General features: G+C 33.7%; 30 protein-coding genes and 2 tRNA genes. 12 read left to right on the top strand and 20 right to left on the bottom strand.

Annotated elements, in window-relative coordinates:
* Window position 1: 1 nt before the first annotated feature.
* The 4 genes from H6X70_RS11725 to H6X70_RS11710 all read left to right on the top strand — a co-directional run bounded on the left by H6X70_RS11725 (window position 2) and on the right by H6X70_RS11710 (window position 4179).
* Window positions 2-1906 (top strand): ATP-dependent DNA helicase RecQ, encoded by a 1905-nt coding sequence (locus H6X70_RS11725; protein WP_194767880.1) that lies wholly within the window; start codon window positions 2-4, stop codon window positions 1904-1906.
* Window positions 1907-2088: 182 nt separating this feature from the next.
* A complete protein-coding gene (gene fmt / locus H6X70_RS11720; protein WP_194767879.1) occupies window positions 2089-3036 on the top strand; it encodes a methionyl-tRNA formyltransferase in 948 nt (315 codons plus the stop codon).
* A gap of 190 nt (window positions 3037-3226) precedes the next feature.
* Complete coding sequence (locus tag H6X70_RS11715; protein ID WP_194767878.1) at window positions 3227-3499, top strand: HU family DNA-binding protein; 273 nt, start codon at window positions 3227-3229, stop codon at window positions 3497-3499.
* Window positions 3500-3618: 119 nt separating this feature from the next.
* On the top strand, window positions 3619-4179 hold the full coding sequence (locus H6X70_RS11710; protein WP_194767877.1) for a YqgE/AlgH family protein: 561 nt from the start codon (window positions 3619-3621) through the stop codon (window positions 4177-4179).
* On the opposite strand, the gene H6X70_RS11705 is transcribed toward H6X70_RS11710, so the two are convergent.
* Window positions 4176-5018, bottom strand: coding sequence for an aminotransferase class IV (locus tag H6X70_RS11705; RefSeq protein WP_194767876.1), 843 nt, complete (start codon window positions 5016-5018; stop codon window positions 4176-4178). The two genes, H6X70_RS11710 and H6X70_RS11705, sit on opposite strands and share 4 nt — an antisense overlap.
* A gap of 67 nt (window positions 5019-5085) precedes the next feature.
* Window positions 5086-5478, bottom strand: a complete 393-nt coding sequence (locus H6X70_RS11700; RefSeq protein WP_194767875.1) for an START-like domain-containing protein — start codon at window positions 5476-5478, stop codon at window positions 5086-5088.
* A 132-nt stretch (window positions 5479-5610) separates the two neighbouring features.
* On the opposite strand from H6X70_RS11700, the gene H6X70_RS11695 reads away from it, so the two are divergent.
* A tRNA-Met gene (locus H6X70_RS11695) sits at window positions 5611-5684 on the top strand.
* A 321-nt stretch (window positions 5685-6005) separates the two neighbouring features.
* Here the strand turns inward: H6X70_RS11695 and H6X70_RS11690 are convergent.
* Genes H6X70_RS11690 through H6X70_RS11665 form a run of 6 tightly spaced genes read right to left on the bottom strand, consistent with a single transcriptional unit; the run spans window position 6006 to window position 12233 of the window.
* Window positions 6006-7310 (bottom strand): TRAP transporter large permease, encoded by a 1305-nt coding sequence (locus H6X70_RS11690; RefSeq protein WP_199287709.1) that lies wholly within the window; start codon window positions 7308-7310, stop codon window positions 6006-6008.
* A complete protein-coding gene (locus tag H6X70_RS11685; protein ID WP_102996296.1) occupies window positions 7307-7798 on the bottom strand; it encodes a TRAP transporter small permease in 492 nt (163 codons plus the stop codon). Before H6X70_RS11685 ends, H6X70_RS11690 begins: the two co-directional genes overlap by 4 nt.
* Window positions 7799-7800: 2 nt before the next feature.
* A complete protein-coding gene (locus H6X70_RS11680; RefSeq protein WP_102996295.1) occupies window positions 7801-8784 on the bottom strand; it encodes a TRAP transporter substrate-binding protein in 984 nt (327 codons plus the stop codon).
* Window positions 8771-10207: a glucuronate isomerase gene (uxaC, locus tag H6X70_RS11675; RefSeq protein ID WP_102996294.1), complete on the bottom strand. Its 1437-nt coding sequence runs from the start codon at window positions 10205-10207 to the stop codon at window positions 8771-8773. Before uxaC ends, H6X70_RS11680 begins: the two co-directional genes overlap by 14 nt.
* 1 nt (window position 10208) lies before the next feature.
* On the bottom strand, window positions 10209-11384 hold the full coding sequence (gene uxuA / locus H6X70_RS11670) for a mannonate dehydratase (protein WP_194767874.1): 1176 nt from the start codon (window positions 11382-11384) through the stop codon (window positions 10209-10211).
* A gap of 21 nt (window positions 11385-11405) precedes the next feature.
* On the bottom strand, window positions 11406-12233 hold the full coding sequence (locus H6X70_RS11665; protein ID WP_194767873.1) for an SDR family oxidoreductase: 828 nt from the start codon (window positions 12231-12233) through the stop codon (window positions 11406-11408).
* A 214-nt stretch (window positions 12234-12447) separates the two neighbouring features.
* Here H6X70_RS11665 and H6X70_RS11660 point away from each other — a divergent pair, with 214 nt between their 5' ends.
* Complete coding sequence (locus tag H6X70_RS11660) at window positions 12448-13536, top strand: LacI family DNA-binding transcriptional regulator (RefSeq protein ID WP_194767872.1); 1089 nt, start codon at window positions 12448-12450, stop codon at window positions 13534-13536.
* Between the two features lie 64 nt (window positions 13537-13600).
* Window positions 13601-14080, top strand: coding sequence for a hypothetical protein (locus H6X70_RS11655; RefSeq protein ID WP_194767871.1), 480 nt, complete (start codon window positions 13601-13603; stop codon window positions 14078-14080).
* A 12-nt stretch (window positions 14081-14092) separates the two neighbouring features.
* On the opposite strand, the gene H6X70_RS11650 is transcribed toward H6X70_RS11655, so the two are convergent.
* Window positions 14093-14413 carry a 2Fe-2S iron-sulfur cluster-binding protein gene (locus tag H6X70_RS11650; RefSeq protein ID WP_194767870.1) on the bottom strand — a complete coding sequence of 107 codons (321 nt, stop codon included), beginning with the start codon at window positions 14411-14413 and terminating at the stop codon, window positions 14093-14095.
* 134 nt (window positions 14414-14547) lie between these two features.
* Between H6X70_RS11650 and H6X70_RS11645 the strand changes: the two genes are divergently transcribed.
* Window positions 14548-14632: transfer RNA gene (locus H6X70_RS11645), tRNA-Leu, on the top strand.
* Between the two features lie 188 nt (window positions 14633-14820).
* Here the strand turns inward: H6X70_RS11645 and H6X70_RS11640 are convergent.
* Window positions 14821-15081 (bottom strand): helix-turn-helix domain-containing protein, encoded by a 261-nt coding sequence (locus H6X70_RS11640; RefSeq protein WP_194767869.1) that lies wholly within the window; start codon window positions 15079-15081, stop codon window positions 14821-14823.
* Window positions 15082-15224: 143 nt separating this feature from the next.
* Here H6X70_RS11640 and H6X70_RS11635 point away from each other — a divergent pair, with 143 nt between their 5' ends.
* From H6X70_RS11635 to H6X70_RS11625, 3 genes are read left to right on the top strand one after another with little or no spacing between them, the layout of a single operon-like run.
* Window positions 15225-15467, top strand: coding sequence for a hypothetical protein (locus H6X70_RS11635; RefSeq protein WP_194767868.1), 243 nt, complete (start codon window positions 15225-15227; stop codon window positions 15465-15467).
* 2 nt (window positions 15468-15469) lie between these two features.
* Window positions 15470-15751, top strand: a complete 282-nt coding sequence (locus tag H6X70_RS11630; RefSeq protein ID WP_194767867.1) for a hypothetical protein — start codon at window positions 15470-15472, stop codon at window positions 15749-15751.
* 21 nt (window positions 15752-15772) lie between these two features.
* Window positions 15773-16102: a hypothetical protein gene (locus H6X70_RS11625; protein WP_194767866.1), complete on the top strand. Its 330-nt coding sequence runs from the start codon at window positions 15773-15775 to the stop codon at window positions 16100-16102.
* A gap of 10 nt (window positions 16103-16112) precedes the next feature.
* Here H6X70_RS11625 and H6X70_RS11620 read toward each other — a convergent pair whose 3' ends face one another.
* Complete coding sequence (locus H6X70_RS11620) at window positions 16113-16343, bottom strand: hypothetical protein (RefSeq protein ID WP_194767865.1); 231 nt, start codon at window positions 16341-16343, stop codon at window positions 16113-16115.
* Between the two features lie 19 nt (window positions 16344-16362).
* Between H6X70_RS11620 and H6X70_RS11615 the strand changes: the two genes are divergently transcribed.
* On the top strand, window positions 16363-16698 hold the full coding sequence (locus H6X70_RS11615; RefSeq protein ID WP_194767864.1) for a hypothetical protein: 336 nt from the start codon (window positions 16363-16365) through the stop codon (window positions 16696-16698).
* 36 nt (window positions 16699-16734) lie between these two features.
* Here H6X70_RS11615 and H6X70_RS11610 read toward each other — a convergent pair whose 3' ends face one another.
* The 9 genes from H6X70_RS11610 to H6X70_RS11570 form a co-directional block, all read right to left on the bottom strand.
* A complete protein-coding gene (locus tag H6X70_RS11610; protein WP_194767863.1) occupies window positions 16735-18393 on the bottom strand; it encodes a phage tail protein in 1659 nt (552 codons plus the stop codon).
* Between the two features lie 30 nt (window positions 18394-18423).
* Window positions 18424-22026 carry a phage tail tape measure protein gene (locus H6X70_RS11605; protein ID WP_194767862.1) on the bottom strand — a complete coding sequence of 1201 codons (3603 nt, stop codon included), beginning with the start codon at window positions 22024-22026 and terminating at the stop codon, window positions 18424-18426.
* A 4-nt stretch (window positions 22027-22030) separates the two neighbouring features.
* On the bottom strand, window positions 22031-22444 hold the full coding sequence (locus H6X70_RS11600; protein ID WP_194767861.1) for a hypothetical protein: 414 nt from the start codon (window positions 22442-22444) through the stop codon (window positions 22031-22033).
* A 3-nt stretch (window positions 22445-22447) separates the two neighbouring features.
* On the bottom strand, window positions 22448-22633 hold the full coding sequence (locus H6X70_RS11595; protein WP_194767860.1) for a hypothetical protein: 186 nt from the start codon (window positions 22631-22633) through the stop codon (window positions 22448-22450).
* Between the two features lie 817 nt (window positions 22634-23450).
* Window positions 23451-24167 (bottom strand): hypothetical protein, encoded by a 717-nt coding sequence (locus H6X70_RS11590; protein WP_194767859.1) that lies wholly within the window; start codon window positions 24165-24167, stop codon window positions 23451-23453.
* 7 nt (window positions 24168-24174) lie between these two features.
* Window positions 24175-24444 carry a hypothetical protein gene (locus H6X70_RS11585; protein ID WP_194767858.1) on the bottom strand — a complete coding sequence of 90 codons (270 nt, stop codon included), beginning with the start codon at window positions 24442-24444 and terminating at the stop codon, window positions 24175-24177.
* Window positions 24445-24587: 143 nt separating this feature from the next.
* Window positions 24588-25469 carry a Lin1244/Lin1753 domain-containing protein gene (locus H6X70_RS11580; RefSeq protein ID WP_194767857.1) on the bottom strand — a complete coding sequence of 294 codons (882 nt, stop codon included), beginning with the start codon at window positions 25467-25469 and terminating at the stop codon, window positions 24588-24590.
* Between the two features lie 2 nt (window positions 25470-25471).
* Window positions 25472-25951, bottom strand: coding sequence for a hypothetical protein (locus H6X70_RS11575; RefSeq protein WP_194767856.1), 480 nt, complete (start codon window positions 25949-25951; stop codon window positions 25472-25474).
* Entirely contained in the window at window positions 25944-26255 is a 312-nt protein-coding gene (locus H6X70_RS11570; RefSeq protein ID WP_194767855.1) for a hypothetical protein, read from the bottom strand. The genes H6X70_RS11575 and H6X70_RS11570 overlap by 8 nt, the downstream gene beginning before the upstream one ends.
* Window positions 26256-26258: the final 3 nt, after the last annotated feature.

Genomic DNA, 26258 nt, shown 5'->3' with positions numbered 1-26258 from the left:
TATGGATCATCCTATTAACATATTAGAACGCTATTGGAATTTCACAAGTTTCAGACCCGAACAAGAAGCCATAATAAATGCGGTTATTGAAGGCGAAGACACTTTTGTGTTATTACCAACAGGTGGTGGAAAATCCTTATGTTTTCAAATTCCAGCTTTGGCAAAAGACGGGATTTGCATCGTTATTTCCCCCTTAATTGCTTTAATGAAAGACCAAGTTCAGGCCTTAAACGATAAAGGCATTAAAGCCATGGCCTTAACCAGTGGTATAAGCTACAGCCAGTTGGATACTATGCTAGACAACTGTATTTACGGCAATTACAAGTTTTTATATATTTCGCCAGAACGTTTACAGCAGGAATTGGTTCAAGATCGTATTCGGTTAATGAATGTGAATTTAATTGCGGTTGATGAAGCCCACTGTATCTCGCAATGGGGCAGTGATTTTAGACCGGCTTATAAAAATATTGCATTGCTTCGTCAACTAAAACCTTCAGCAAATGTGGTGGCTTTAACCGCATCGGCAAAGCCAGAGGTTGTTGATGATATTGTTAAGGAGCTCGATTTTATTCAGCCTAAAATATTTAAAAACTCTTTTGAAAGAAGCAATTTAGCCTACATGGTTTTTCATGAAGATGACAAACATTACAGACTAGAAACCATTTTAAAAAAGAATCCAGCATCTTCAATTATTTATGTTAGAAATAGAAAATCGACTTTAGATATTTCGGCGTTTTTAAAATCGAGAAACATTAGTGCTACTTTTTATCACGGTGGTTTATCAAACGATGAAAAAGATAAAAACATGACGGCTTGGTTGCAAAACCAAAACCAAGTTATGGTCGCGACAAATGCCTTTGGTATGGGAATAGACAAGCCCGATGTTAAAACCGTGATTCACTTAAATTTACCAGAAAGCATAGAAAGTTATTTTCAAGAAGCTGGTCGTGCCGGACGTAATGGCGACAAAGCTTTTGCTGTAATTTTAAAGAATAATAGTGATAAGGAATTGGTTATAAATCAGTTTTTAAACGTTTTACCTACGGTAGATTTTATAAAACAGGTGTACCGAAAATTGTGCAGTTATTTTCAAATTTCTTATGGCGAAGGCGCATACCAAACCTTCGATTTCGATTTTAACAGCTTCAGTAAAACCTATCAATTCCCTGCTATATTATGCTATAATGCCCTGCTTTTTTTAGACAGGAATAGTGTGATTACGCTTTCGAAGCAATTTAAAAACAAAGTCACCATCCAGGTTATAATTTCGAATAATGCACTTTTTAATTATTTAAATACGCATCAATCTTTTGGGATTATTGTAAAATCGATGTTACGCATGTATGGCGGTATTTTCGATCATCTAACAAAAATAGATTTACCTAAAGTAGCACAAAAAGCATCCGTTTCAGAAGGTGAACTAATCCATACTTTACAACAATTAGAAGAAGATGAAATCATTACTTTAAACTTAGCTAAAACCGATGCACAAGTCACTTTTATAGCACCTAGAGAAGATGAAAAAACGATAAATAGAATTGCGCCAATTATTAAACAACAAAATAAGCTGAAACAAAATCAAGTACAAGCCATGCTGGATTATATTGAAAATGATTCGGTTTGCAAAAGCATTCAGCTGCTCTCCTATTTTGGAGAAACAGATGTTGAAGCTTGCAAAATATGTTCGGTTTGCATCAATCAGAAAAAAAAGGAAGCACCTCTAGATATTACTAGTATAAAACGACAAGTTATTGAAGTTTTAGAAACAGGAGCTTACAATTCTAGAACCCTTTTAGAAAAAATAAACTGCTCTGAAAACGAGCTGAAAACTGTATTAAAATTACTTTTGGAGCATGACATTATAGCTATTACATCAAATAACACATATAAATTAAGTCATTTATAAAGTTTTAAAAACACCTTTTGAATTATTATGCATTTTGAAAAAATAAATTTCGGTTCGAATTAGTATTGAAAAATTTTATTCTCTATAATCATTTCAATCCTAACAATGAATGAAATTCACTAGAATTGACACATTTACTTCAAAAAACACATTCATAAATAAAAAAATAAAGACATCAACAGATGAAAGATTTAAGAATCGTATTTATGGGCACTCCCGATTTTGCGGTAGCCACTTTACAAACTTTAGTAGAAAACAACTATAATATAGTAGGCGTAATTACTGCACCAGACAAACCAGCTGGTCGTGGTAGAAAGTTAAATGAAAGTGCTGTAAAAAAATATGCGGTTTCTAAAAACCTACGCGTTTTACAGCCTACCAACTTAAAAAACGACGATTTTTTAGAAGAATTAAAAAGTTTAAATGCCAATCTACAAATTGTGGTGGCTTTTAGAATGTTACCAAAAGTGGTTTGGAAAATGCCAGAATATGGCACCTTTAACCTACACGCTTCCCTATTGCCAAACTACCGTGGAGCGGCACCAATAAATTGGGCCATTATAAATGGTGAATCAAAAACAGGGGTTTCTACCTTTTTTATTGATGAAGAAATTGATACGGGCGACATGATTCTTCAAGAAGAACTTCCTATTGAAGCTAATGAGAATGCAGGAAGCCTTCACGATAAATTGATGAACATAGGAAGCGCTTTAGTTTTAAAAACCGTTAAATCAATTGAAAGTGGTCCTGTAAAAACCATTCCACAGAAAGATTCTACCGATATTAAGACTGCCTATAAACTCGATAAGGACAATTGTAAAATTAACTGGAACACTTCCATAGACCATATATATAATCAAATTCGCGGTTTAAGTCCGTATCCTGCAGCATGGTGCACATTAATAAATGGTGAAGACCGATTAGATATAAAAATTTATGCCACCGAAAAGGAATTAATTGAACACAATACCCCTATTGGAACATTACTTTCAACTAAAAAAGAACTAAAAGTTGCAGTTACAGGAGGTTACATCATTTTGAAAGAAATAAAGCTTCCAGGGAAACGTGCCATGGACATAAAATCACTTTTAAACGGGTATACTTTTGAAGAAAATGCCAAAGTGCTGTAAACCCTTATTGCCATTGATATTTTAAAAAATCCGATAAAATGCACTGCCTTTATTAACAAATGTATTAAGTTATTAACAAAACTAGGTATTTCCCTTGCTGTTACTTGCATGGTTGCATAATCCGTATAAATTTGTAATGGATTTAACAATTACGTTTTACCAACTTTTAACAATAAATAAATTATACATTATGAACAAAACAGATTTAATCGACGCAATGGCAGAACACGCAGGAATTACTAAAGCAGCTGCAAAAAAGGCTTTAGAATGTGCGTTAACAGAAATTGAAGGAGCTTTAAAAAAAGGTAACAGAGTTTCTTTAGTAGGATTCGGATCTTGGTCAGTTTCTAACAGAGCTGCTAGAGATGGAAGAAACCCACAAACAGGAGCAACTATCAAAATTGCAGCTAAAAACATTGTAAAGTTTAAAGCTGGTTCTGATTTATCAAACGCAGTAAACTAATTATTTACTCCTAAATAATACAAAAAGCCTCCAATATTGGGGGCTTTTTTTGATATATACCCAAAAGAGTTGCTTTTTTAATAAATAAATATTAGATTTAGTTACTAATTCCTCGACATATGGTTACAATAAAGCCCAAAAAGGGAGATTTACTAATTGCTGAACCAGCAATTATTGGAGACGTTTCTTTTAACCGTTCTATAGTCTTGCTAGCTGACCATTCTGATGAAGGCTCTATAGGATTTATATTAAATAAACCATTAGACTATACTATAAATGAATTAATTCCAGAATTGGAAGCCACCTTTAAAGTGTACAACGGTGGTCCTGTAGAACAGGATAATTTATACTTTATTCATAAAATCCCACAATTGATACCAAATAGTATTGAAATTTCTTTAGGAATTTATTGGGGTGGCGATTTTAATCGTGTAGCTGAACTTATTAAAGAAAACACCATTAACGAAAATGATATTCGTTTTTTCCTTGGTTATTCTGGATGGGATACCAATCAATTAGAAAACGAATTAAAAGCGAATTCTTGGGTGGTTTCAGATAATGTTTATAAAAACAGCATCATAGAAAAAGACTACGCTTCTTTCTGGAAAGAAAAAATGCTAGAATTTGGTGGCGAATATAGCATTTGGTCTAATGCCCCCGAAAACCCTAGTTACAATTAAGCTAAGCGTATTTTTACATTTAACTTTTGAAGCAATGTTTTTGCAACATCGTTGGTGTAGCTTTTTTTCCTGTATTTACTTACTGGCTGTATTCCTACCATAACGTTTGTTATAAATATTTCGTCTGCTTTTTGAAGTTCGAAAGGCGAAATTGATTCTTCTACCAATTCATATTCTGCAACCGTTTTAATAATATTTATAAGTTGCGTACGCATCACGCCTTTTAATCCGCCATCACTTAAAGGCGGCGTTTTAATCGTGTTTCCTTTTACTAAAAAAACATTTCCATTTAAAGCCTCAACAACCTGCTTGTTTGTGTTGAGAAGTAAACAGTTGTTTAAGCTATTTTCTTTAGCATATATACTTCCAACGACGTTTAAGGCTTTATTATTGGTTTTTAGGGTAGATAATAAACTTGGTGACACATAGTAGTCTTTAAACAAATCGACTTCGTAAAACTCATCCTGAATAGCGTAAAAGTTTTCTTGAATTGAATTTACAGAAATCACAAAACTTACATGATTTGTGCTAGGCGTGTATAAGCCCCCTTCATTTCTATGCACCATTAATTTTACACGGGCAGACTCCTTAGCCAAATTATTAGCTTCTAAGGTTTTTAGAATTTCACTTTCAAGAAACTCCATGGTAAAATTCATAGGAATTTCCATACGCATTATTCGCATGGAAGCCATTAACCTGAAATAATGATCTTCCCAAAATAAAATTTTTCCGCCGCTTGATTTAATCGTTTCAAAAAGGGCATCACCATAAGCATACCCCCTATTTTTGATTGATAAAAATGCGTTTCCGTCTAAAAGTGTTCCGTTAAAATTTGTCATAAAAAAGCCCGCTTACAGCATTATTTTGTAAGCGGGACAAATATAATTTAAAATATGCTATTTGTAATTAAGCAGAACCTAATACTTGCTTTAAACTAGAAATTTGATTGGTCCAAAGCATTTTTGATTCATCGATTTCATCATCTTCAGCAAAGTCTGTAATAATTAAAGACACATCTTTAGTGATTTCATCCACTTGTATTCTAATTTCAAAGTAATAACTTAACTCGTCTTCTACGTCTTCTAACCACCTAAATTTTACGCGTTCGCCGCTTTTTTTATTTAAAAGTTTAGCTTTTTCTTCACTGCCGTCCCAAATAAAAGTAAACATCTCGCCTCGAGAGTTTACATTATCCGAAAACCATTCTGACAAACCAGAAGGTGTAGATATATATTGATATAATAATTGAGGGGAAGCGTGTATAGGAAATTCAATATCAAATCTAATTTTGTCGTCCATAAGTACTTTTGAAATTTATATCTGCCAATATATACATAAATTGATAAGTGAGGGTATAAAATTTAATATTATTTTTTTTCAGTTCTGTTTGGTAACATTAATAATGTTTATATATTTGCAGCCTCAAATTATGGCGAGGTAGCTCAGCTGGTTAGAGCGTCGGATTCATAACCCGGAGGTCGCGGGATCGTGCCCCGCTCTCGCTACAATAATACCGAAACACTTTCTAAACAAAAGGGTTTCGGTATTTTCATTTAAAAGCGTGTGTCAAATCTGTGTCACTCCATTTATAATTGGGGTGCCAATCGTCTTAAATACGGATAAATAAAGGATAAGTTTCAATGACTAGAAGAATATATCCTACAAAATCAGCTTGGGAGAACTACCTTCAAGAGTTTTCGCTTAAAGTTAATTCGCCGTTAAAAGTGACTTTTAATTAAATCGATAATAGCCTAAAACAATAAAAGGCTCAAAGTTCAACTGAACTTTAAGCCTTTATATTTTCTATATTTTTAAGCTAGTATAATTTACAACCCAAATAATCTAGGTAGAAACAGAGATATTTCAGGGATATAAGATATTAGCATTAAAACGGCAACCATTATTGCTAAAAATGGCAACAAAGGCTTAATCACCTGTGTTACAGAAATTTTGGCTACACTACTGCCCACAAAAAGTAATGTGCCTACTGGTGGCGTACAAATACCAATACATAAATTTAATACGATTACAATACCAAAATGCACAGGATCCATTCCTAAAGTAGTAACTACTGGCAAAAAAATAGGCGTAAAAATTAGTACGGCAGGCGTCATATCCATAAACGTACCAATAATGAGTAAAATAATGTTAATGGCTAAAAAGATGGCAAATTTATTACTTAGCTGGTCTAGTAAAAACGAACTAATCATATCTGGAATACTTTCAAAAGAAAACAACCAAGACATCGCCATTGAGGTACAAATTAGAAACATAACCACAGCTGTAGTTTTTGCGCTAGACAGCAGTATTTTAGGAAAATCTTTAGTTTTCATATCGCCATAAACTAAAGCCAAAATGGCTGCGTATAAAACTGCGATTACAGAGGCTTCGGTTGCTGTAAAAACACCAGCTACAATACCACCTACCACGATAACCAATAGTAACAAACTAAAAAAAGCTTTTCTAAAATAAGTCCAAACTTCCTTTAAAGTAGCCCGTTTACCTTTGGCATAACCTCTAGTAATGGCTATAAATGCCACATAACCCATAATGGCAAAACCTAATAAAATTCCTGGTAAATAACCCGCAATAAATAAAGCCGCTACAGAAGCGGTACCTCCACTTGCCAAGGCATAAACAATTAAAATATTACTTGGCGGAATTAATAATCCAGTTGTCGATGCTGTAATATTTACAGACGCACTCAGGGTTCTAGGATACCCTTCATCTTCCATTCTATCGGTCATGATACTTCCTATTGCAGAAGCAGCTGCCAAAGCTGAACCTGAAATGGCGCCAAAAAGCATGGAAGCCAAAACATTTACATAGGCTAGGCCACCTGGCAAACTCGCTACTAAAGATTTGGCAAAATTTATAAGCCTATTGGCAATGCCACCCTGTTTCATAATTTCACCTGCCAAAATAAAAAATGGTATGGCTAATAAGGCAAAACTATCAATACCAGTCGTCATACGTTGGGCTATGGTTGTTAACCCTGGCAACCTATCAATATTTAGCAAAAGGCTTAAAGTAGTTGAAATTCCAATACTATAAGCCACAGGAACTTTTAACAATAAAAGAATGAAAAAACTACCAAACAAAACAATAATACTTAAAACTTCAATACTCATAATGCGTTTTTGTTTTTATAAATTTTTATAATATGATATACCGAAAAGCACATAATTAACAACCCGCTAAAAGGTAGAATAGCGTAAACGTATCCAAGAGGTACACGTAAAGTTCCCGAAAGTTGCTCTAAACGTAAGGTGATATATACCAAATTACCACCGCCAATGCCCATCACGATTGCCGCAAAAAGAAAGATGCATACCTCTATAAAAATGGATGCTTTTCGTTTATTTCTTAGCGAAAATTTACCGTATAAAAAATCCATAGACAGGTGTTCTCTTTTTGCATTTAAATAAGCCGCTCCTAAGATGGTCATCCAAATGAGAGAAAATCGGGCAAATTCTTCAGTCCATGTAAAAGAAGTCCCTAAAATATACCTGGAAAATACTTGGAAAAGCACATCTAATACCAAAAGGGCAAATACGCCTATTAAAAACCATTCCAGAAGTTTATTCACCTTATTAAAAACAAGCTCTGCTTTATCCATAATTACTTATTTTGTATTTTATTTACTGTAGTTTCCATCTCTGGAAATTCTTTTACAAATGCTTCAATAACCGATTTCGATTTTTCGGCAAACAAGGATTTATCCGGAATAATTACCTCTACCCCTGCTTCTTTTGCTATTTTCATAGATTCTTCAACAGAGTCGTTCCAGAATTTCTTTTGTGCTTGTGAAGATTCATCTGCTGCTGCTTGTACCCAAACTTTTTCTTCATCTGAAAGCGTATTCCAAAATTTGGTTCCGATTAAGAGAACATCTGGTACTGCTGAATGCTGATCTAATGTATAATATTTACTAATTTCATAATGGTTTGAAGATACGAATGAAGGCGGGTTATTCTCTGCGCCATCTACAACACCTTGCTGAATGGCTGTATAAAGTTCACCGTATGACAACGGCGTTGCAGAACCTCCCATAGCATTTACCATATTAATAGCCATTTGATTATTCATCACTCTAATTTTGAGCCCTTTTAAATCTTCTGGCGTTCTAATGGCTTTTTTACTAGTATAAAAGCTTCGGCTTCCAGCATCATAATAACACAAGCCGCGTAACCAAAACTTAGAGCCTTTCTCTAAAATCGATTTACCAATAGGCCCTTCTAAAACATCAAATTGATGTTGTTTGTCTCTAAACAAATATGGTATTCCTAAAATATGATATTCTGAAACAAAATTAGAAAGCGTTGCAGCACTTACTTTGGTGATGGCCACACTTCCTATTTGCAATAATTCTAAAACTTCACGCTCGGACCCCAATTGGCCATCAGGGAAAATTTTAATTCTAAGTGTACCATTCGATTTTTTTTCTAAGGCCTTTTTAAACTCTAAAATCCCTTTGTGTACAGGATGTGTTTGTGGCAATGTATGTCCTAAATAAAGAGTTTTTACAGTGTCTTCTTTTTTGCAGGATAAAAGGCAAAGGCTTACTAGCAATAGCAACGCAATTTTGTTTTTAATTTGCATCATTTGAATGGAGGTTATTAAAATTAAAATAGTTTACGGCATTATGATAACATATATCCTGAATCATTTTTCCTAAAAAAGTGATATCATTTGGTACTAAACCCTGTTTTAAATCCTCGGCAATAACATTACACAATAGCCTTCTAAAATATTCGTGCCTTGGGAATGATAAAAAACTTCTACTATCGGTTAACATGCCCACAAAACGACTTAATAAGCCCATGTTAGACAAGGTATTTAATTGCTTTTCCATACCATCTTTTTGGTCTAAAAACCACCAACCCGACCCCCATTGCATTTTACCTGGCGTGCCTCCTGTTTGGAAATTTCCCATCATGGTTGCGAACACTTCGTTTTGCGATGGATTTAAATTATAAGTGATTGTTTTCGCTAATTGGTTTGTTGAATTTAAGGAATTAAATAGTGCCGACATAAATTCTGCCATAGGAAAATCGCCAATCGAATCGCAACCTGCATCTAAGCCCACTTGTTCAACTAACCGCGTGTTATTATTTCTGATGGGCCCTAAGTGGTATTGTTGAACCCAATTTAATTTATGATAGTATCTACCTAGATAAATGAATAGAAACGACCTGTATTTATTGATTTCTAAAGCTGAAAGAGGTTTAGAATCCAATCGTTTTTTGAAAATAACTGAAGCTTCCTCTAAAGTACAATCTTCCATCACCAAAGCTTCACCAACACCAAAATCTGATAATCGGCAGCCGTTTTCATTGAAGAAATTGAGTCTAGAATCAATCGCAGCAATAAATTCTGAAAAATTAGTTATTGAAACTTTTGAAGCAGCTTCCAGCTTTTTCAAATATCCTAAAAACGCATCTTCAGCAATAAAAAACAAAGCATCAGCTCTAAATGTAGGATAGACTTTCGTGAAAAAATCGGCTTTAGCAATTTGTTTATGATATGCTAAATCGTCTGTAGGATCGTCTGTTGTGCAAACCACTTCAACTTTCATTTGCTCTAAAAGTTGCGCAGGGGTTTTATGTTCTAAAATTTTATTGGCTTGCTGGTAAATCGTTTCAGCTGTACTGGATTGCAATACCAAATCGATATCGAAATAGCGTTTTAATTCTAAGTGTGTCCAATGAAACAACGGGTTTCTCAAAGTATAAGGTACTGTTTCTGCCCATTTTTTAAACTTATCTAATTTTGAAGCTGAACCTGTAATAAAATCCTCATCAACACCATTTGCTCGCATACCGCGCCATTTGTAATGATCGCCTTGTAACCAAGCATCAGTAAGGTTTTTAATGGGATTATCTTCAGCAATTTGCTTTGCCGATAAATGATTATGGTAATCAATAATAGGCATATCTTTTGCATACTCGTGGTACAAAACCTCGGCAGCTTTAGAATTCAACAAAAAGTTATCTGTTATAAATCCTTCCGAATCGATATGTTTCATTTTAAATGCATTTAGAGATACCTAATTCCAAACCACGTAATTCAGCAAGACCTCTTAAACGTCCAATTCCTGAATAGCCCGGATTTGTTTTCTTTTTCAAATCATCTAACATTTGGTGACCGTGATCTGGACGCATAGGGATGTTCCAATCATTTTTACCTTTTGTTTTACGGTTACGTTCTTCTAAAATAATGGATTTTACCACATCCACCATCGGCACATCGCCTTCTAAATGATTGGCTTCATGAAAGTTTCCTGCTGCATCACGCTGAGTACTTCTTAAATGAATAAAATGAACGCGGTCTGCAAAACGCTTAAAAATTTGAACCAAATCATTAGAAGCAATAACGCCTAAAGACCCTGTACAAAATGTAATACCGTTAGATCTGTTTGGAACTTGCTCGAACAAATACGCATAATCTGCTTCAGTACTTACTACACGTGGCAAGCCTAAAATTGGAAACGGCGGATCGTCTGGGTGGATACACATAAGCACCTCGTTTTGTGAAGCTACAGGAATAATCTCCTTTAAAAAAGCTACTAAATTCGCCTTTAACACCTTGGCATCAATATGAGCATAAGTATCTAAAACGGTTTGAAATTGCTCTAAGGTATACCCCTCTTCGGCACCAGGAAGCCCTGCTATAATATTGTTTACCAACTGGGTTTTGTCGGCATCAGTCATGCCTTCAAAATATTTTTTCGCAGCCGCTTGTTGCGCTTCGGTATAAGTTGCTTCTGCCCCTGGACGTTGCAATAAAAACAATTCGAAAGCCGCAAAAGCCGTGGCATCAAAGCGCAAAGCTCTAGACCCATCGGCAACCTCATAATTTAAATCGGTACGTGTCCAATCGAGCACTGGCATAAAGTTATAACACACAATACCAATACCACAAGCTGCCAAATTCTTTATGCTTTGTTTGTAATTCTCAATGTATTTTTGAAAATCGCCTGAACGGGTTTTAATCGTTTCATGAACCGGAATACTTTCTACTACGCTCCATGTTAATCCAGCCTGTTCAATGGTGTTTTTACGTTCTAAAATAGCTTCTGTATTCCAAACGATACCATTAGGAATATGATGTAATGCCGATACAATTCCTGTTGCACCTGCTTGCTTAATATCTAATAAGGTTACCGGATCTTTAGGTCCGTACCATCTCCATGTTTGTTCCATAACTTCTAAATTATTATTTTTTTATACACCGCTATAAGCGCTAAATCCGCCATCGATTGGAATAACTACTCCTGTTACAAACGACGATGCATCGTCGCACAAATACAGCGTTGTGCTTATTAAGTCTTCTGGTTCGCCATAACGTCCCATGGGTGTCTGGTCTATAATTTGTTGTCCGCGTTGTGTTAAACTTCCATCGGTATTTGTAAGTAATGTTCGGTTTTGATCGGTTAAGAAAAACCCTGGCGCAAGCGCATTTACACGAATGCCAACTTTAGAAAAATGTACTGCAAGCCATTGTGTGAAATTTGAAACCGCTGCTTTCGCACCACTGTAAGCAGGTATTTTTGTTAACGGCGTAAAAGCATTCATAGACGAAATGTTTAAAATGCTACAACCTTTTTTACCAACCATATCTTTAGCGAAAACCTGCGTTGGTAGTAAGGTGCCAATAAAGTTTAAATTGAAAACAAACTCAATGCCCTTTGGGTCTAAATCGAAAAAGGTTTTAAAACCTTCTACGCTACTCGATAAATCACCTTCCTGTAAAAACGGATTTGAAGTGGTTCCCAGAGGATGATTTCCTCCTGCACCATTCACTAAAATATCAACACTTCCTAGTGCTTCATTTATTTTAGACTTCGCGGCCTCTAAAGATTCATTTTCTAAAACATTGGCAATAACACCAATTGCAGTCCCGCCTTCTGCTTCAATTTCCTTTGCGACTTGTTCTGCGGCCTCTATTTTTAAATCTAAAACGGCTATTTTATGTCCTTGCTTCGCCAATGCTTTAGCTAGCGTACTGCATAATACACCTCCAGCTCCTGTTAAAACCACTACTTTACTCATCTCTTATTAGTTCTAAAATTCAACATTTATATTTATTTTCGTGTACGCACACGAAATGTGTTTTTAAAAAAACAAATAGTACTACAACAAAAGTAATCAAAAAACCGTGTGCGCACACAAAAATATGGGATTTTAATTTTATATTTGATTTTTAATTAAGACTATAGCACTAAAAAGTGTACATTCAATTGGCTCAACCCCCTCTTATAATTTTATGATTACAATAAAAGATATTGCAAAAGAAGCTCAAGTTTCAGAAGGAACTGTAGATAGGGTATTACATGACAGAGGTGGTGTATCTCAAAAAACGAAAGAAAAAGTAGAAAAAATTTTAGAAAAACATAATTTCAAGGTAAATCCCGTTGCACGGGCACTTGCCATGAAAAACAAATTTAAAATTTTAACCCTAACCCCTAACTTCGACACAAATAATGTATTCTGGAAATCGCCATATTTAGGAATTTTAAAAGCTAAAGATGAAGTTGAAAATTATGGGGTTGACGTTGAAAATTATTTTTTTAATCAATTTGATCCTAGCTCCTACTTGGAACAATTTAATATTTTAATAAAATCTGACCCAACAGCTGTTATAATTGTTCCTACTTTTATGACAGAAACAAAACAAATTGTTAATCAATTAGAGCAATTAAATATTCCGTATTTGTTTCTAAATATTGATTTAGATGGTTTTAATAACATCTCATTTATTGGTCAAGATTCTTATATGGGTGGTTATGTTGCTGGCAAATTAATGCATTTAAGCTTAGGCAAAAATACCTCGACTTTAGTAGTACATGCCAGATTAAACCTAACAAACTACCATGCTATATCAAGAAGAATTGAAGGTTTTAATGATTATTTCATAAAAAATAACATTAAAAATAAAGTTTTAACCTTAAGTATTGATGGTTTTAATAATGATGCTAGCATTGAAAAAAAAATAAATTCGTTTTTAGAGGAACACCAAGAAATAAAAGGTGTATTTGTTCCTTCCAGTCGGGTAGCTACTATTGCTAACGCTATTAATAGTAATTATTTAGCTAAGCTCCAAATAATAGGCTTTGATAACACCAAGCAAAACATTGAAAGTTTAGCAACAGATCAAGTTGCCTTTTTAATTTCTCAAAAACCTTTTGAACAAGGCTATGAATCGATTCATTTAATGAGTGATTTTTTGGTAAAGAACAAAATACCCAAAAACAAGATTTATTCGCCTATAGATATTCTTACCAAAGAAAACGCAATATTTAACGAACGTAATGAAACTGATTTTGAAAGTTTTGAACAGCTTAGTTATGAATGACTGGAGCTTAGATTGATGATTACAATTGTTTTACCTTTGTTACACACCCTATAAAATTTTATTTATGGAAGAATTAGTTATTGCAAGAGTTGTTCATGTTATAGCTGTAATTTTATGGATTGGCGGAGTTGCTATGGTTACTACGGTTATTATTCCTTCTGTGAAACGCATGACTTCAAAAGAAGATCAAATTAAAACTTTTGAAACTATTGAAGGTAAATTTGCCATACAAGCTAAAATAACAACACTTTTAACGGGGCTTTCTGGTTTTTATATGCTTTATGTTTTAGATGGTTGGCATCGGTATTTAGAACTGCGTTTTTGGTGGATTCATGCCATGACTTTAGTCTGGATTCTTTTTACTTTAATTCTTTACATATTCGAACCTCTATTTCTTCATAAAGTATTTAAAAAATATGCCGAAAAAAACCCTGAAAAAACATTCAATATTATGCACATGGCGCATTGGGTTTTATTAATTTTAAGTTTAATAACAACTGCTGGTGCCGTAGCTGGTTGCCATGGCTTTTTATTGTTTAATTAATAATTTAAGAAACTAGATAAACTGTCGCGAGTCTAAAACCTTCCAAGTTGTATTATGCAAACCAACACTTAAAAAAACTTGACAGGCTAAACGCGTATTAGGAATATCTGGAAATTGATTTAAAATAAGCTGCTCGTCTCCTATTTTTTCACTTGTATAATCGCCATCCATTAGTTGAATCATACAGGTTCCACACCAAGCCCTACCCCTACAGTCGCCAATTTCTTCTGCCAATGTATCTGCTATAAAAACCATTAAATTTTGAGTGGTGTTGGGTTCAAAATTTAAGTTATGCATGACACCATTGCTATCTTCTATATGAATTGTATACATGATTTAGGATGCGATTTGTTATACTTAAATGTAACCCTTTATTTTAAATGGCTCGCCCAAATTAGAATTTCAAAAAAAATTTAAACAAATTTATATAGCACTTAAAACTTCAGTATATTTGCGCACTAAATTAAGCGCACGTGGCGGAATTGGTAGACGCGCTGGCTTGAGGGGCCAGTATCCGTTTAGGATGTGGAAGTTCGAATCTTCTCGTGCGCACTTTACAACTTCATAATACTTTGATAATTAAATAAGTACACTTTAACCGTCTTTAGAATTGTGCACATATTGTGCACTTATAAAAAAAGAGGGTATAAAACCCTCTCTAATTGTTCAAATATTCTGCCTATGGCTACATAGTAGAATAAAACAAAGATACAAAACTTCTACGATCGTACTAACTTGCATTATTGTAATTTATCCAAACATCCTACCGGCTTAAATTTTCCATCTTCTTTAATGTAAATTACTTTAGCCGTATCTGATGTTTTTTTCTCAAATAAATCGATAACCTCAACGCCTAAAGCCTTTGCAATTTTATGCAACGTCTCTAAAGTTGGATTTCCTTTTATAAGCTTATTCACTCCTATAGGGGTCATATCTAAATCTTTAGCTAGGTCCTTTTGTGTTTTGCCTTGATCTTTTAAAATCTGTTTTATTCTAAGCATGATATTATATTTTTTATCAAAGTTAAACATAATTGTATAATTAATTACAAAATATTACACAAAAAAGTTTAATTAAATTTGCTTGTTATTATATTTATGTGTTATATTTGCATAAGAAAGTTAAACAAATAAGTATAATAATTATGAAAAGCATATTAAAATCATTTAGAAGTAAAATCTTTAAGGCAGCACACGCAGCAAAGAAAAGAACAGGAGAATCATTTTCAACTTGTTTAAAAAAAGCTTGGGGGGTTTATAAGCTTCAGAAAGCATTAAAGCATTTCGAAGCTAAAGAAGATGAAAATAATTTCGAGGTTAAGCCCTGGAATACTTTTAACATATCTAATGGAATAGCATCAGGATCTATAAAAATTGAATATTTATAATTATGAAAGCAATTGAATTATCAGAAAATTACAAAATTGAAAAAGATTTTTACTCGTGGGTTTTAGTCTTTTCAGAAACTAGAGAAAAGAAAAATCAAAAGACTTTAGAAATGGAGCCTTTCGTATTTGTGGATAGATGGTTTTATCCAGATCTAAAACAAGCACTTAAAAAGTATATTGATTTGGACTTAAGGCACTCAAATAGCATAGATGAAATTCTTTTAAAGTTGGATTCAATTTCAAACAAAATAGATTTATTAAGTAACACGCTTTTTAAAAAATAACCACAATTAAAACTTAAAATCATGAATACAAAAATTTCAAATATCGCGTTAGATGAAAATTTAAATGCTGAATCAAACACTTGTGAAGACAATTCTTCTTTTGATATAAAAACGTATTACACTAAAAACTTAGATATTATTAAATACCTAAAAAGAAGATTACCTGACTTCGATCATTACCATAGCAAACAGTTATTAAATATAGTACGGTTGTTTGAATACAGGCCATTTAAAAACCTGCCAGAACTGATTAAGAGTATTCCTTTAAAAGAAGGGGATAGCTTATTAAAGCTATATGATTTTGGTGTTAATGATTGTATTTGTGAGATTTATTGGCCAAGTGAAGGCTAGATATTAAATTCTAAGTGTGCTCAATAGTCCTATAGAAATCTTGGCGAGTTAAAGGATCTAATTTGCTTAAGGTTTCATTTAAGTTTTGATAATCATTACGAATATGAAAAAGCAAACACAAATCCCATTTATAGGCGTGCGAGTCGAATTCACTCAAATAAGTGTCTTTGTTCATTTTCGAGTTAGAAAATAAATCATTCAGTTCATTTTCAGAGGGATTGAAGTCAAATATAGTTTTCATAATTACAAAGTTAACTAAAATGGAGATAAAAAAATCAGCACAACAGTACATCGATAAATACAATCTAAATACAACTCCAGAATTGTTAATGAAACAATTTCAGCTAATTATAGAGTTACACAAAGATTTTAATAAATATCTGAAAACAGAAAAACTAAATCAAAAACTTGAAAAGATGAACAGAAGTCAGCGCCTTTTAGAAAAAAGAAGATTATTTGCAGAATGGTACACCTTAAATAATCAAAACAAAAAAATGGTAAAGGAAATACTTATTGACGTGTCAGAAATGGTATTCGCATCCACTAAAACAGTTCAAAAAGACCTTTTAGGAAACAAGAAAACCTCAACTTTTTAAAAATTCTAACTCGTAACCTTTTAAATATCGATTTACTCATGGCTCTGGTGTTTCGTCTATAGTTTCAATTTCGTCCCAGCTCTCTCGAAGCTCTTTAATGCCGCCTAAAAACGTCCACTTTTTTACAAAAATGTAACGGTTCCAGTAGTTGCCATAAATCACATCGTTAGGCTCTAAATCTGCCCCGCTATTATCAAAGGCTTTTTCCCACCAAAACTCCTGACCATTAATTTTAATTTTATTAACCTCGCCGCCGTTAACCGTGGTGTTATTATTTACAACTCTTGTATTATTCGTTACAGTGTTATTAATATTATTGATAGTTCGATTAATATTAGAAGTAACTTTTGTTATTTGCTCCTGAAGGCTGTACGGAATAAAGTCGGCAATTACAGCTTCAATTTTATTAGGATTAACCAGAGGAAAAGTAATTTGATTAACGCGTATGGCCTGATCTATTCCCAAGTAAGCATCTTCAATTTTCACAAGGTCGCCAGCATCTAAAGTAATTGCGTTTGTTTTTACAAACTTATGGTCTAACTTAACTAAATAAAGGCTTTTTGGCGTACAATTACTATCTAAATACTTTTGCGCCGCGGCCTTTAAAGCGTCCTCAGCCTCAATAATATAAATGGGTGGCATGTTTATGTTAACCAAAGTGTATTTATCACCAATTGCAGGCATATTGGTTTCGCTAGGAATTTCAAAACCATCACCCTCTTTTAATGGATTAAAATAAATGCTTTTCGTGTCGTGGTCGTACTTCCAAACTTCGAACTCATAGCCACTTAATTCCCCGCTTTTAAATACTATTTTAGGTCGTGTTTCAGTAATATAATCGTTTATATTAAAGTCTAACGAGGCATCGGTTACATGCCCCTCGCCATCGCCAAACGAATCGCTAACGGCCGTTAATGTTGCCGTGCGGTTTGGGAAAATATCGTCGTTAGTATAATACCCCTCTTGAATACCGTAAACAGTTTCGTTTTTTTCTAAATAACGCTCCTCAAAAACCAAACGTTTAGCGTGGTCTCTGTAGGTGTAAGGCAGGTTTTTTGTAGCGCCGTAAGCGTATAATCTTGTAACTAGGCTTTTACTTTCTACTGGCTTTCTAATAATGTTATACAAACCACTGTTTTGACCGTATTTAAATGTTAAATCTCTAATGGTACCAATAGCTTCTTCTAAATAAACAGTTTTTCCATTTAAATAAAACTCTAGGTTAAATGTTGATGCAATTAGAGTAAGTGCCGTTCTACAGCTTTCATTTGCAAACTGTATGGTTTTAATTTCGGTATCATCTACATTACCAACACTCCAACCAATTTCTATTTGGTTAATGTTACTTATTATTAACAAAAGCATATCTTCTGCGGTTCCTGTATAGCTAAAATCGGTTAATCCATCTGAAGAAATAAGCATTTTTTTATACAGGTTGTAGAGTATACTTTGAAAAACTACTACATATTTATAGCTGTTTTCATTGGTTTTATCGACCGTAGGCAACTGGTTTAAATAATAATTCTCACCTTGCACAGTAACATAATCACCAAGCTCCAATGGAAGCACCTCATTAGCTACAAAATTAGCCGTTACACGCTGAGCATTCATAATACGGCGTACTAGCTTTGTTCCTTCATCTATTTCTGGAGAGGCAATTATTGTGTTGTTTCTGTAAATATTTAATACTGGCATAAGTCAACTGTGTTTATTTAAAATACGCATCTATCCTAAATCTAAAAGATAATGACGTTCTGTATGGTCTGCTATTTTCTTTAATTCTATTATGGCGTTTTGCAGCTCTAGTACGGTGTTTGCTGTATTATCAGCAATACGTTCTGAAAATGCCACAATGTTATTTAGAGAATCGTACTGTTTAATTGAGATTTCAAAATGCTGTTTAGCCAAATCATATCCACCTCTTAATAATCCTGCTATTTCGCTTCCTGTTTCTTCGGTTATTTCTCGTCTTATAGCCCCTGCAAGACCAGCTTCACTATTAGAGGTATCGCTTCCAATACCACCAATTCCAGCACCGTTAAGCACATCGTTTATAGCGTCTAACTCACTTTGAGCACCATTAAGGATTTGATTGTACAAGCTTTTTAGAGCTTCAATTTCGCTTATTGAATATGTGCTATCTGCTCCGGCTAAAGCAAAATCTTCATAAAACTTATCAATCTGATTATCTAGGTATTTAAGTTGAAAAGCATTAAGCATTGCGTTTTGAATCAATTCTTTGAAGTTATCTGCAAAATCTTCTACAGATCTCTTACCCTCTTTTAAACCTGCTATGATACTATCTACAATTGTTTTTTCAGTTGTGCCAGTGTAAAGCTCATTAAGCTGCTCTTGAAATTCTACAGCTTTGCGTCTAGCCTCTTCCATTTTATCGGTTAGCTCTTCTAACTTATTCGCATCTGTTCCGCTCCCAGCTCCTTTTTTGCCTACAGTAATACCTAGTAATTTAACTTCTTTTCTCGCATTTAATTCAGCTTCTTTAGCTAATTGTGCTTGCTCTTCAAGTGCTTTTAAATCATCAATAGCTTGTTTTCTACTGGTTACTTTATCTTGACCTATACTTTTTGAAATCACATAGTCTAACTGCTCAATTGCGCTTTCTAGCTTTTTAATTGCGTTTTCAAATTTTTCAGTATCGCTAACCACCTCGACTGTTATGGCTGAATTTAGAACTTTTAAAGCGCCAGTAATTACATCTAATGGGTTTCCAGTTAGAATACCTTTGGCTATACTTCCAGCGCCTTCTGCAACACCTGCCAACTGATCTAATAATTGTGCTGTATCTTCGTCTCCAAACTTTCTAAATAATGAAGATGCTTCTTGTACGGCACCAGTTATTTGCCCAATAGTATCGGTAATATTGCTACCAATTTGCTCTTGGGATTGCGCTATCTCATCTTCAAGAAATTTAATATCTTTTCCTGCCTTTTTATGTTCCTCTACACGCTTCCTTAAATTCGAAATATGAGCTTTAAGCGCAATATTGGACATGTCTGAAATATGTCTTGTAAGTTGTGTTTCAGAGGCTTCCTCTTCTTTTAAAAGGGCCTGTTTTTCATCAAGTTTCTTTTTGTATATTTTTATTTGTTCCGCAACAGCTCTGGCTTCTTCTTCTGTTTGCGCCTCGTTGAACTCTTTGTATAAATCTTGTAATTTGGCACTTATTGCGTTAATAGAATTCGTGTCAATTTTTATATCAAGTACAATAGGTAATGGCTCAAGTTCTGAAGCTACTTCTTGTTCGGCTCTTGGTATAATAGAGCTTCCATTTAAAGCTTCTAATATTTTTATTTTTTTATTATGGTCCTCAGTCTCTGCGTATAAAGCTCTAAGATAACTTGTGTAATCTTCCTCTTTTAAATCGTATTGATCTCTAAGCTTATTTGCTAAATCTTCATCTTTATTAAGAATAGCCAAAGTGTATGAATCATACTGCTCTTCCTTCTTTTTCAGATAATCAATAAACGTGTTATCTTCTTCGGGATCTCCTTTTGGGGTAAAATCAAAAAACGCTTTTCTTTTTTCGGCAGCCTCGGCAATAGCTTTATTGTCTGAGTTCAAAAACTGTTTTAAAACATCATTATTTTTAACATACTGCTCTTTAGTAATAGCAGCTATTAAAGCGAGTTGTTTTTTAGTCTCATCGGTTATTTTCTTCGAATTATCTTCTAAAGTAATACCGAGTCTATCTGCTAATTTTTGTTTTTCTTCATATAGTTTTGTTCCTTCTCTTTCAGCGCTATTTAGAATTTGTTGAGACTTCTCTAATAACACTAATTGATGTGAAAATTCAACGATCGGATTAATAAGCCTACCTCCTTCTTGACGCCCTGCTTGTTGTAAAAAGTCTTTACTTTGTTCTATTAATGTTGCATTATCTTTTAAAATAATACCTTCTTTTTCGGCTAGTTTAACTAGGTTCTTTCTAATCTCATCTTCTCTCTCTATAACATCTAATCTTACTTTTGCCGTGTTTTCGTTTTGATTATTTATTTCAACATCTTTTTTTGCTAAAATTATTTTATTAATAAGTTGGTCATTTACTTTTCTTATGGAAAGTGATAACTCATCATTACTTATAGTTTCCGCATCAATGTTTGATAATAAGCCAGGATATTTTTCTTTTAATTCTTGAATTAATTTAATTCGTTCCTCGTTACTTGTGTTGCTATCCTTTACAGTAGACTCTAATTTTAATAAATTTAAACGCTCATCTTCTAGTCCGGAAACAACCCCGTCTAAAGGTTCTAATAAATCATTTAATCCCCCTGCAATATCATTACTCATGCTTAATACAGCATCCCCAATACCTTTGGTAGTTGCTGTTATTCTATTTCTTAGGATGTCTATTTGATTAACATTTGATGAGGACATTCTTCTAAAAGCGCCTTCACTAGACCCTGCAGCATCCCCCATGGCTTGTAAATCGCTTGCAGCGCCTTTCGCTTTGTCTCCTGCCAATCCTAGAATTCCAGAAACAGCTTCAATACTTCCTACCATTTTTTGAAGCTTTACTTGACTACCTCCGGCCTCTTCATATAGTTTTTGAAAAGCATCTTGTAATGTAAGCGTGTTGGACCAACCATCCCCTAAAGCTTCATTTGCACCAACTATGGCAGCTCTAATTTGTGTCATAGCTTGTGCTGTTGGCACACCTTGTTTTGTTAATGATGCAATTGCACCAGATACTTGGTCGAATCCAATACCAGATGATGCTGCTAACGGGGCTACAGTAGACAGGTTTGCAGCTAATTCTGAGAATGTAGTTTTACCTAATTGCACGGTTTTAAACATGACATCGGCAACATCTGTGGCTTCCTCTGCTTCTAGGTTAAAAGCATTTAATACAGTTGTTATTCCATCGGCTGCTGTAATAGTATCTGTAACACCCGCAACGGCTGCTTTAGATGCCGTTTCTAATAACTTGATACCTTTAGCCCCATCATATCCAGCAGATACTATTTGATAATATGCTTTAGCTAATTTTTCAGGACCATCTGGTGTTATTTTTGAAAGCTCGAAAACCTCTTTAGAAATGCCTTTGAAGTTTTTTTGTGTAGCTGCAGAAATAGTTTCAACCTCTTTCATAGCCTGCTCAAAGTTTTTAGACAACTTATAAGCGTCAACAGATATGGCAGTAAAAGCCGCAATTGCACCTACAGCCAAAGCTGCAAATGGATTTATGCTTGCTATTTTACTTCCCATGCTCTGTATGATACCAACAGCATCAAAAGAATCTTGTTTTAACCCCGAATTGTCTAATCCTGTAGCAAAAAACAATGAGTTTTCGCCGCTTACTACTCCCATGATCTTAAATTTTAACAATATTATCGGAAATCATATCCGATGTAATTAAACCTGTATGTGATTTAAAACTTTTACAATCTTTAGAAGGGAAATAGATTACATAGTTCACATCATTAATTATCACTAAACCATAGTTGTCAGGGCATAATCTGGCTAAATAATTAGAAATATTATTACATATTTTGTCGCAGTTATCAAGACCTTCATTATAATTAAAAACACCTTTCCCTTTATAAATAACACTATAGCCTAGTAAAAAACTATGAGAACTTCCATCCTTAATATCAGGAGCAGACTGTCTCGCTTTATTTGTTATTTTCTCACCTAATTCCTTAAGAATAGAAATCATGGTATCATGATATTTATCTAATAAATCATGTGCTTTATGTAGTGTTTTTAAATGTTTATCTAGTGCCATCTTTTAATTATCAATATTTACTTTAAGTAAAATCACATAAACACATTTGTCTAAGGTTGTATTATAAAAAGTTTCAAATTGAATAATACGACTGCTTTGATTTTGCATGAACGTATTGCAATCTGTTATATCTTCAAATTTGTGTGCCTGAATTTTAGTTCTGTTAATATCGTTTTGTAACAATCCCATAATAGTCTATCTTTTAAAAGTTTTACTTGGTAACAATGTAAAATATAGATGCGATTTGAACCGTTAAATAACCTAGTTAATTCCGTAGTTGGATTGGGTTTTACAAATTGCCCTAAAAGAATGTTTGAATATGGATATAAAGAATGTATAGACTTTCCTCAATTTTGAGTAAAAGGACAAATTAACTGAAAAAAAACGGGCAAATTGCGGGCAAATAAAAAGGTTCACAACATTTAAAAACGCTGTAAACCCTTATTAACACTAGCAAAAGAATAGAAATATTATTTATTATACAAATAACACATGAAACCTTGTAAAACGCATTAAAAAAATAGAATAATAATATTTTATGCTCAAAATGTGCACAATTAACCAACTAACCTTAAACTAAATGACTGTATTTAAACCACTTAATAATCTGACTTGTGTTCAATTACAGAATAGAACCTATAAAAGATAAGCTTTATTGTGATTTAACCGATCCCCAATTTTGAAGAATTAAATTTTTATACACCCCTGGGTATCAAGTTTTGACAAGTTTTAATTAATAGATAAAACACGCTATATTGATAAAACTTTTTTGATTATACACCTTTTTTTTTTACCCCTTTAGTAGTTTTTGGAATAAAAAGTAAACGACAAATTAACTCAAAAAAAGCCCAAAATAAAATCAACAATTATCAACAAAAAAAAGATGCTAGTTTGCACTAACATCTTTGATAAACAACTCCCCAATAGCCGCTGGCTCTCGTTTTAAAATACCGTAGGAAGTTTAAAGGGTGTAGGAATATTGATATTATTTATAAATATCTAAGCATTACACCATAGCTAAAACTAAATCTTTTGATTTGGCTTTAGCTTCTTTTAAGATTTCAACCTTATTGTTTGCGGCTTTGTTTCCTGCATTTATTTCAATATGATCAACAACGAAACTATCTAAACCCTTTAAGCCGCAGAATCTCAACAAAGATCCATCTGTAATACTTGTAAATTCGTTATAAGCTTTTACTAGATTCTCTAAAGCGGTTACCGCTGTTTTTTCCTTTTCAGTTTCAATATAAACCCTACAATACTTCTCTAATAATTTTTCCTTTTGTTCTGGTCCCACCATAAACAAATTTCTTTTTTGGCTATAATAAATATCAGTTGGACGTAATGATGGCACATTAAAATTAGTTACCAAACTAATATCAATCGGTCTAAGGTTTTTCAGTTTACCTAAAACGTCATTTAATTGATTAATTCGATCCTGGCTCGTTTTATAAAACCCTTCTTTAATTATTTGAGAAGTTATGCCAGCCTTTTCACATTGTCCATTTAGGTTTTTTAAATGTTCCTGAGCTAATCTTTTACTGCCTTGAGATACTAACTCCTGATAAACTTCATCGGTTAACGGACCTAACTCTAAACCCTCAAATTTTGCCTTTAATTTTTGCAAAAGAGGTTGAAATTTCTCTATTTGATTTACAATTTTTGAAAGATGTTTTTTATCCTCATCTATTAGGATTCTTTTAAATTCTTTTGTTGCTGCCATTATTATTTTACATTAAACTGTTTAACACATCATCTATCACCTCATCAGCATCTACTTCATTAGCTGCATCATCAGCCTTATATCCTTCCGGAAATTTACCTGTAACACCCATAGAAACTTCAGCTACTTCATCTTCCAACTCTTTAACTTGGTCCTGAATTGACACCTTACTATCATATTTAATTCGTTCTAGCCATTTTGCTTTGAGTGATTCAGGTATTACTTTAGATCTACTCATAAAGTTACGCGCATCATTAATTTTTGTTTGATTCTCCATTGTTATTTTATTTAAAAATTTAGTAATATTTTATTTGTCTATTTTAGGGTTGTTTTAAGACTGTTTAAATGATTTGTTAATACAATTACTTTAGTTTGTTAAAACACTCTAGGATTAGCTTATTTTTGCGTTAGAATTGATTTTTAAAGCCTTTTCATCTTGCTATACATCCTATCGGCGTCATTTGGGTAGTTTTTTCTAGGTAGTTTTCCTGATTCATAAGAATCTGGTGCAGGGGTTTTACTTTCTCTTTCTTTTTTTTCTAGGGTATTAGATACCCATTGCCTAACATAAGTTCTAAATCTTGGCATAAGCTGTTTAGATTCAAATTCAATTTTCCCTTGAGCGGCTTCTAAATCCATTTTGTCGTTGAAAGAATCAATTAGCTTTTTTGCGTCTTTTATTTGTGTTTTATTTTGCATCCACAATACATCGAGTTCAGACTCTTTTTCTTCTTTCAAAATATCGATGGCGCGAGCGTCTTTTTCTCTCTCTCTTCTTTCTTCTTTTTCTTTTTCTTTTTCTTTACTTCCTTTACTTTCTTTATTGCGACCGCCCCCCGAGTTCGCCCCCGAGTTCGCCCCCGACTTTTCACTTTTAATTTTGTTGTTTAGAGCTGTAATTTCATCTTCTGACATTTGATCTAATTGATCCCTTGTAGCGTGTCCATGTCTAATTAAATTTCCTATAATACCATTTATAGAGCTTTTGTCTTTATAAGCCATTCTAGACGTAAAACTTTGAGAAAAGAAATATTTCTTATCATCTGTGATTTTAAATAATCCAAAATTCTCAATCACACTTTTCAAAATCTCAGGACTCTCTCTTAATTCATAAGCCATTAAATCATAATCTAACTTAGCAACGTAGTTTGTGCAAGACCCTAAACGCTCTAACAGCATAAAATAAAGGCCATAACCTAAAGTTCCATGTTTCATACGTAATGAGATAATTTTCTCATCATTCCTAGCGTTGCAATCGTGGCTGAAGTACACCGCTTTTAAATCTTTTATATTTTGTGCCATTATTACATTTTTACAAATTCCACATACCAATCAAAAAAGCTTTGAAAGGTTCTTACTATTAGATAAACACCGCCTGCAGCTTCTACGCTTTTTTGATATTCTTTTTGTTCCGGACTTTGCTTATTATCTCCGGTAGCTTTACACTTAATTTCTATCTTAACCGAACGGCCTTTAATCGTGGCAGAAATATCTGCCGTACCAACTTGACCAGTTCCCTTTGTCCAGGTTACACTTCCAATATTTCGAGATCTACCAATTGAATCAATTATAGTTTCTCTATTGTCGATCATACGCCCCATGCTGTTTATTCGTTCAGCCTGGAATCCGTTTAATTTTATCCAATCAATAACACATCGAGTCAACCCGTTTGAATTTCGATCTGTGTACTTTGGTCTAGGTATAGCATGTTCAGGCATTAAAGGATGATTAACCTTTAAATTAGCGTACTTGAGAGCCTTTAATGCTTCTAATGCGTTATTCATTAGCTGCTTCCTTTAGAGACTCATCATCATCTTCAAAATACTTCGGATTTGTGCTGTAGTACGTAGCAGGATGTTTTGATATTTCACAAATTCCCTTTTTAACCTCAGCTATTGCATTTTGATTTTTAAACTGTGCAACATATCTGCATACATTAGCCCTGAAAACTCCAGCATCTAAGGCAACCATTAACATTGTCCTAGGAGCTGCATAGAAAGAGCTATAAACTAGCTTTCTTTGTTTAGTGTAGTCTATTTTTATATCTTGCAGGTGGTTAAAATCTGGTCTGTTTTTATGGTCTTTCATATC

Source organism: Tamlana sp. I1 (genome assembly GCF_015355625.1).
Classification (GTDB): Bacteria; Bacteroidota; Bacteroidia; order Flavobacteriales; family Flavobacteriaceae; genus Pseudotamlana.
The sequence above is the reverse complement of the archived record's forward strand: the minus strand, read 5'-3'. Positions and strand labels throughout refer to the sequence as shown.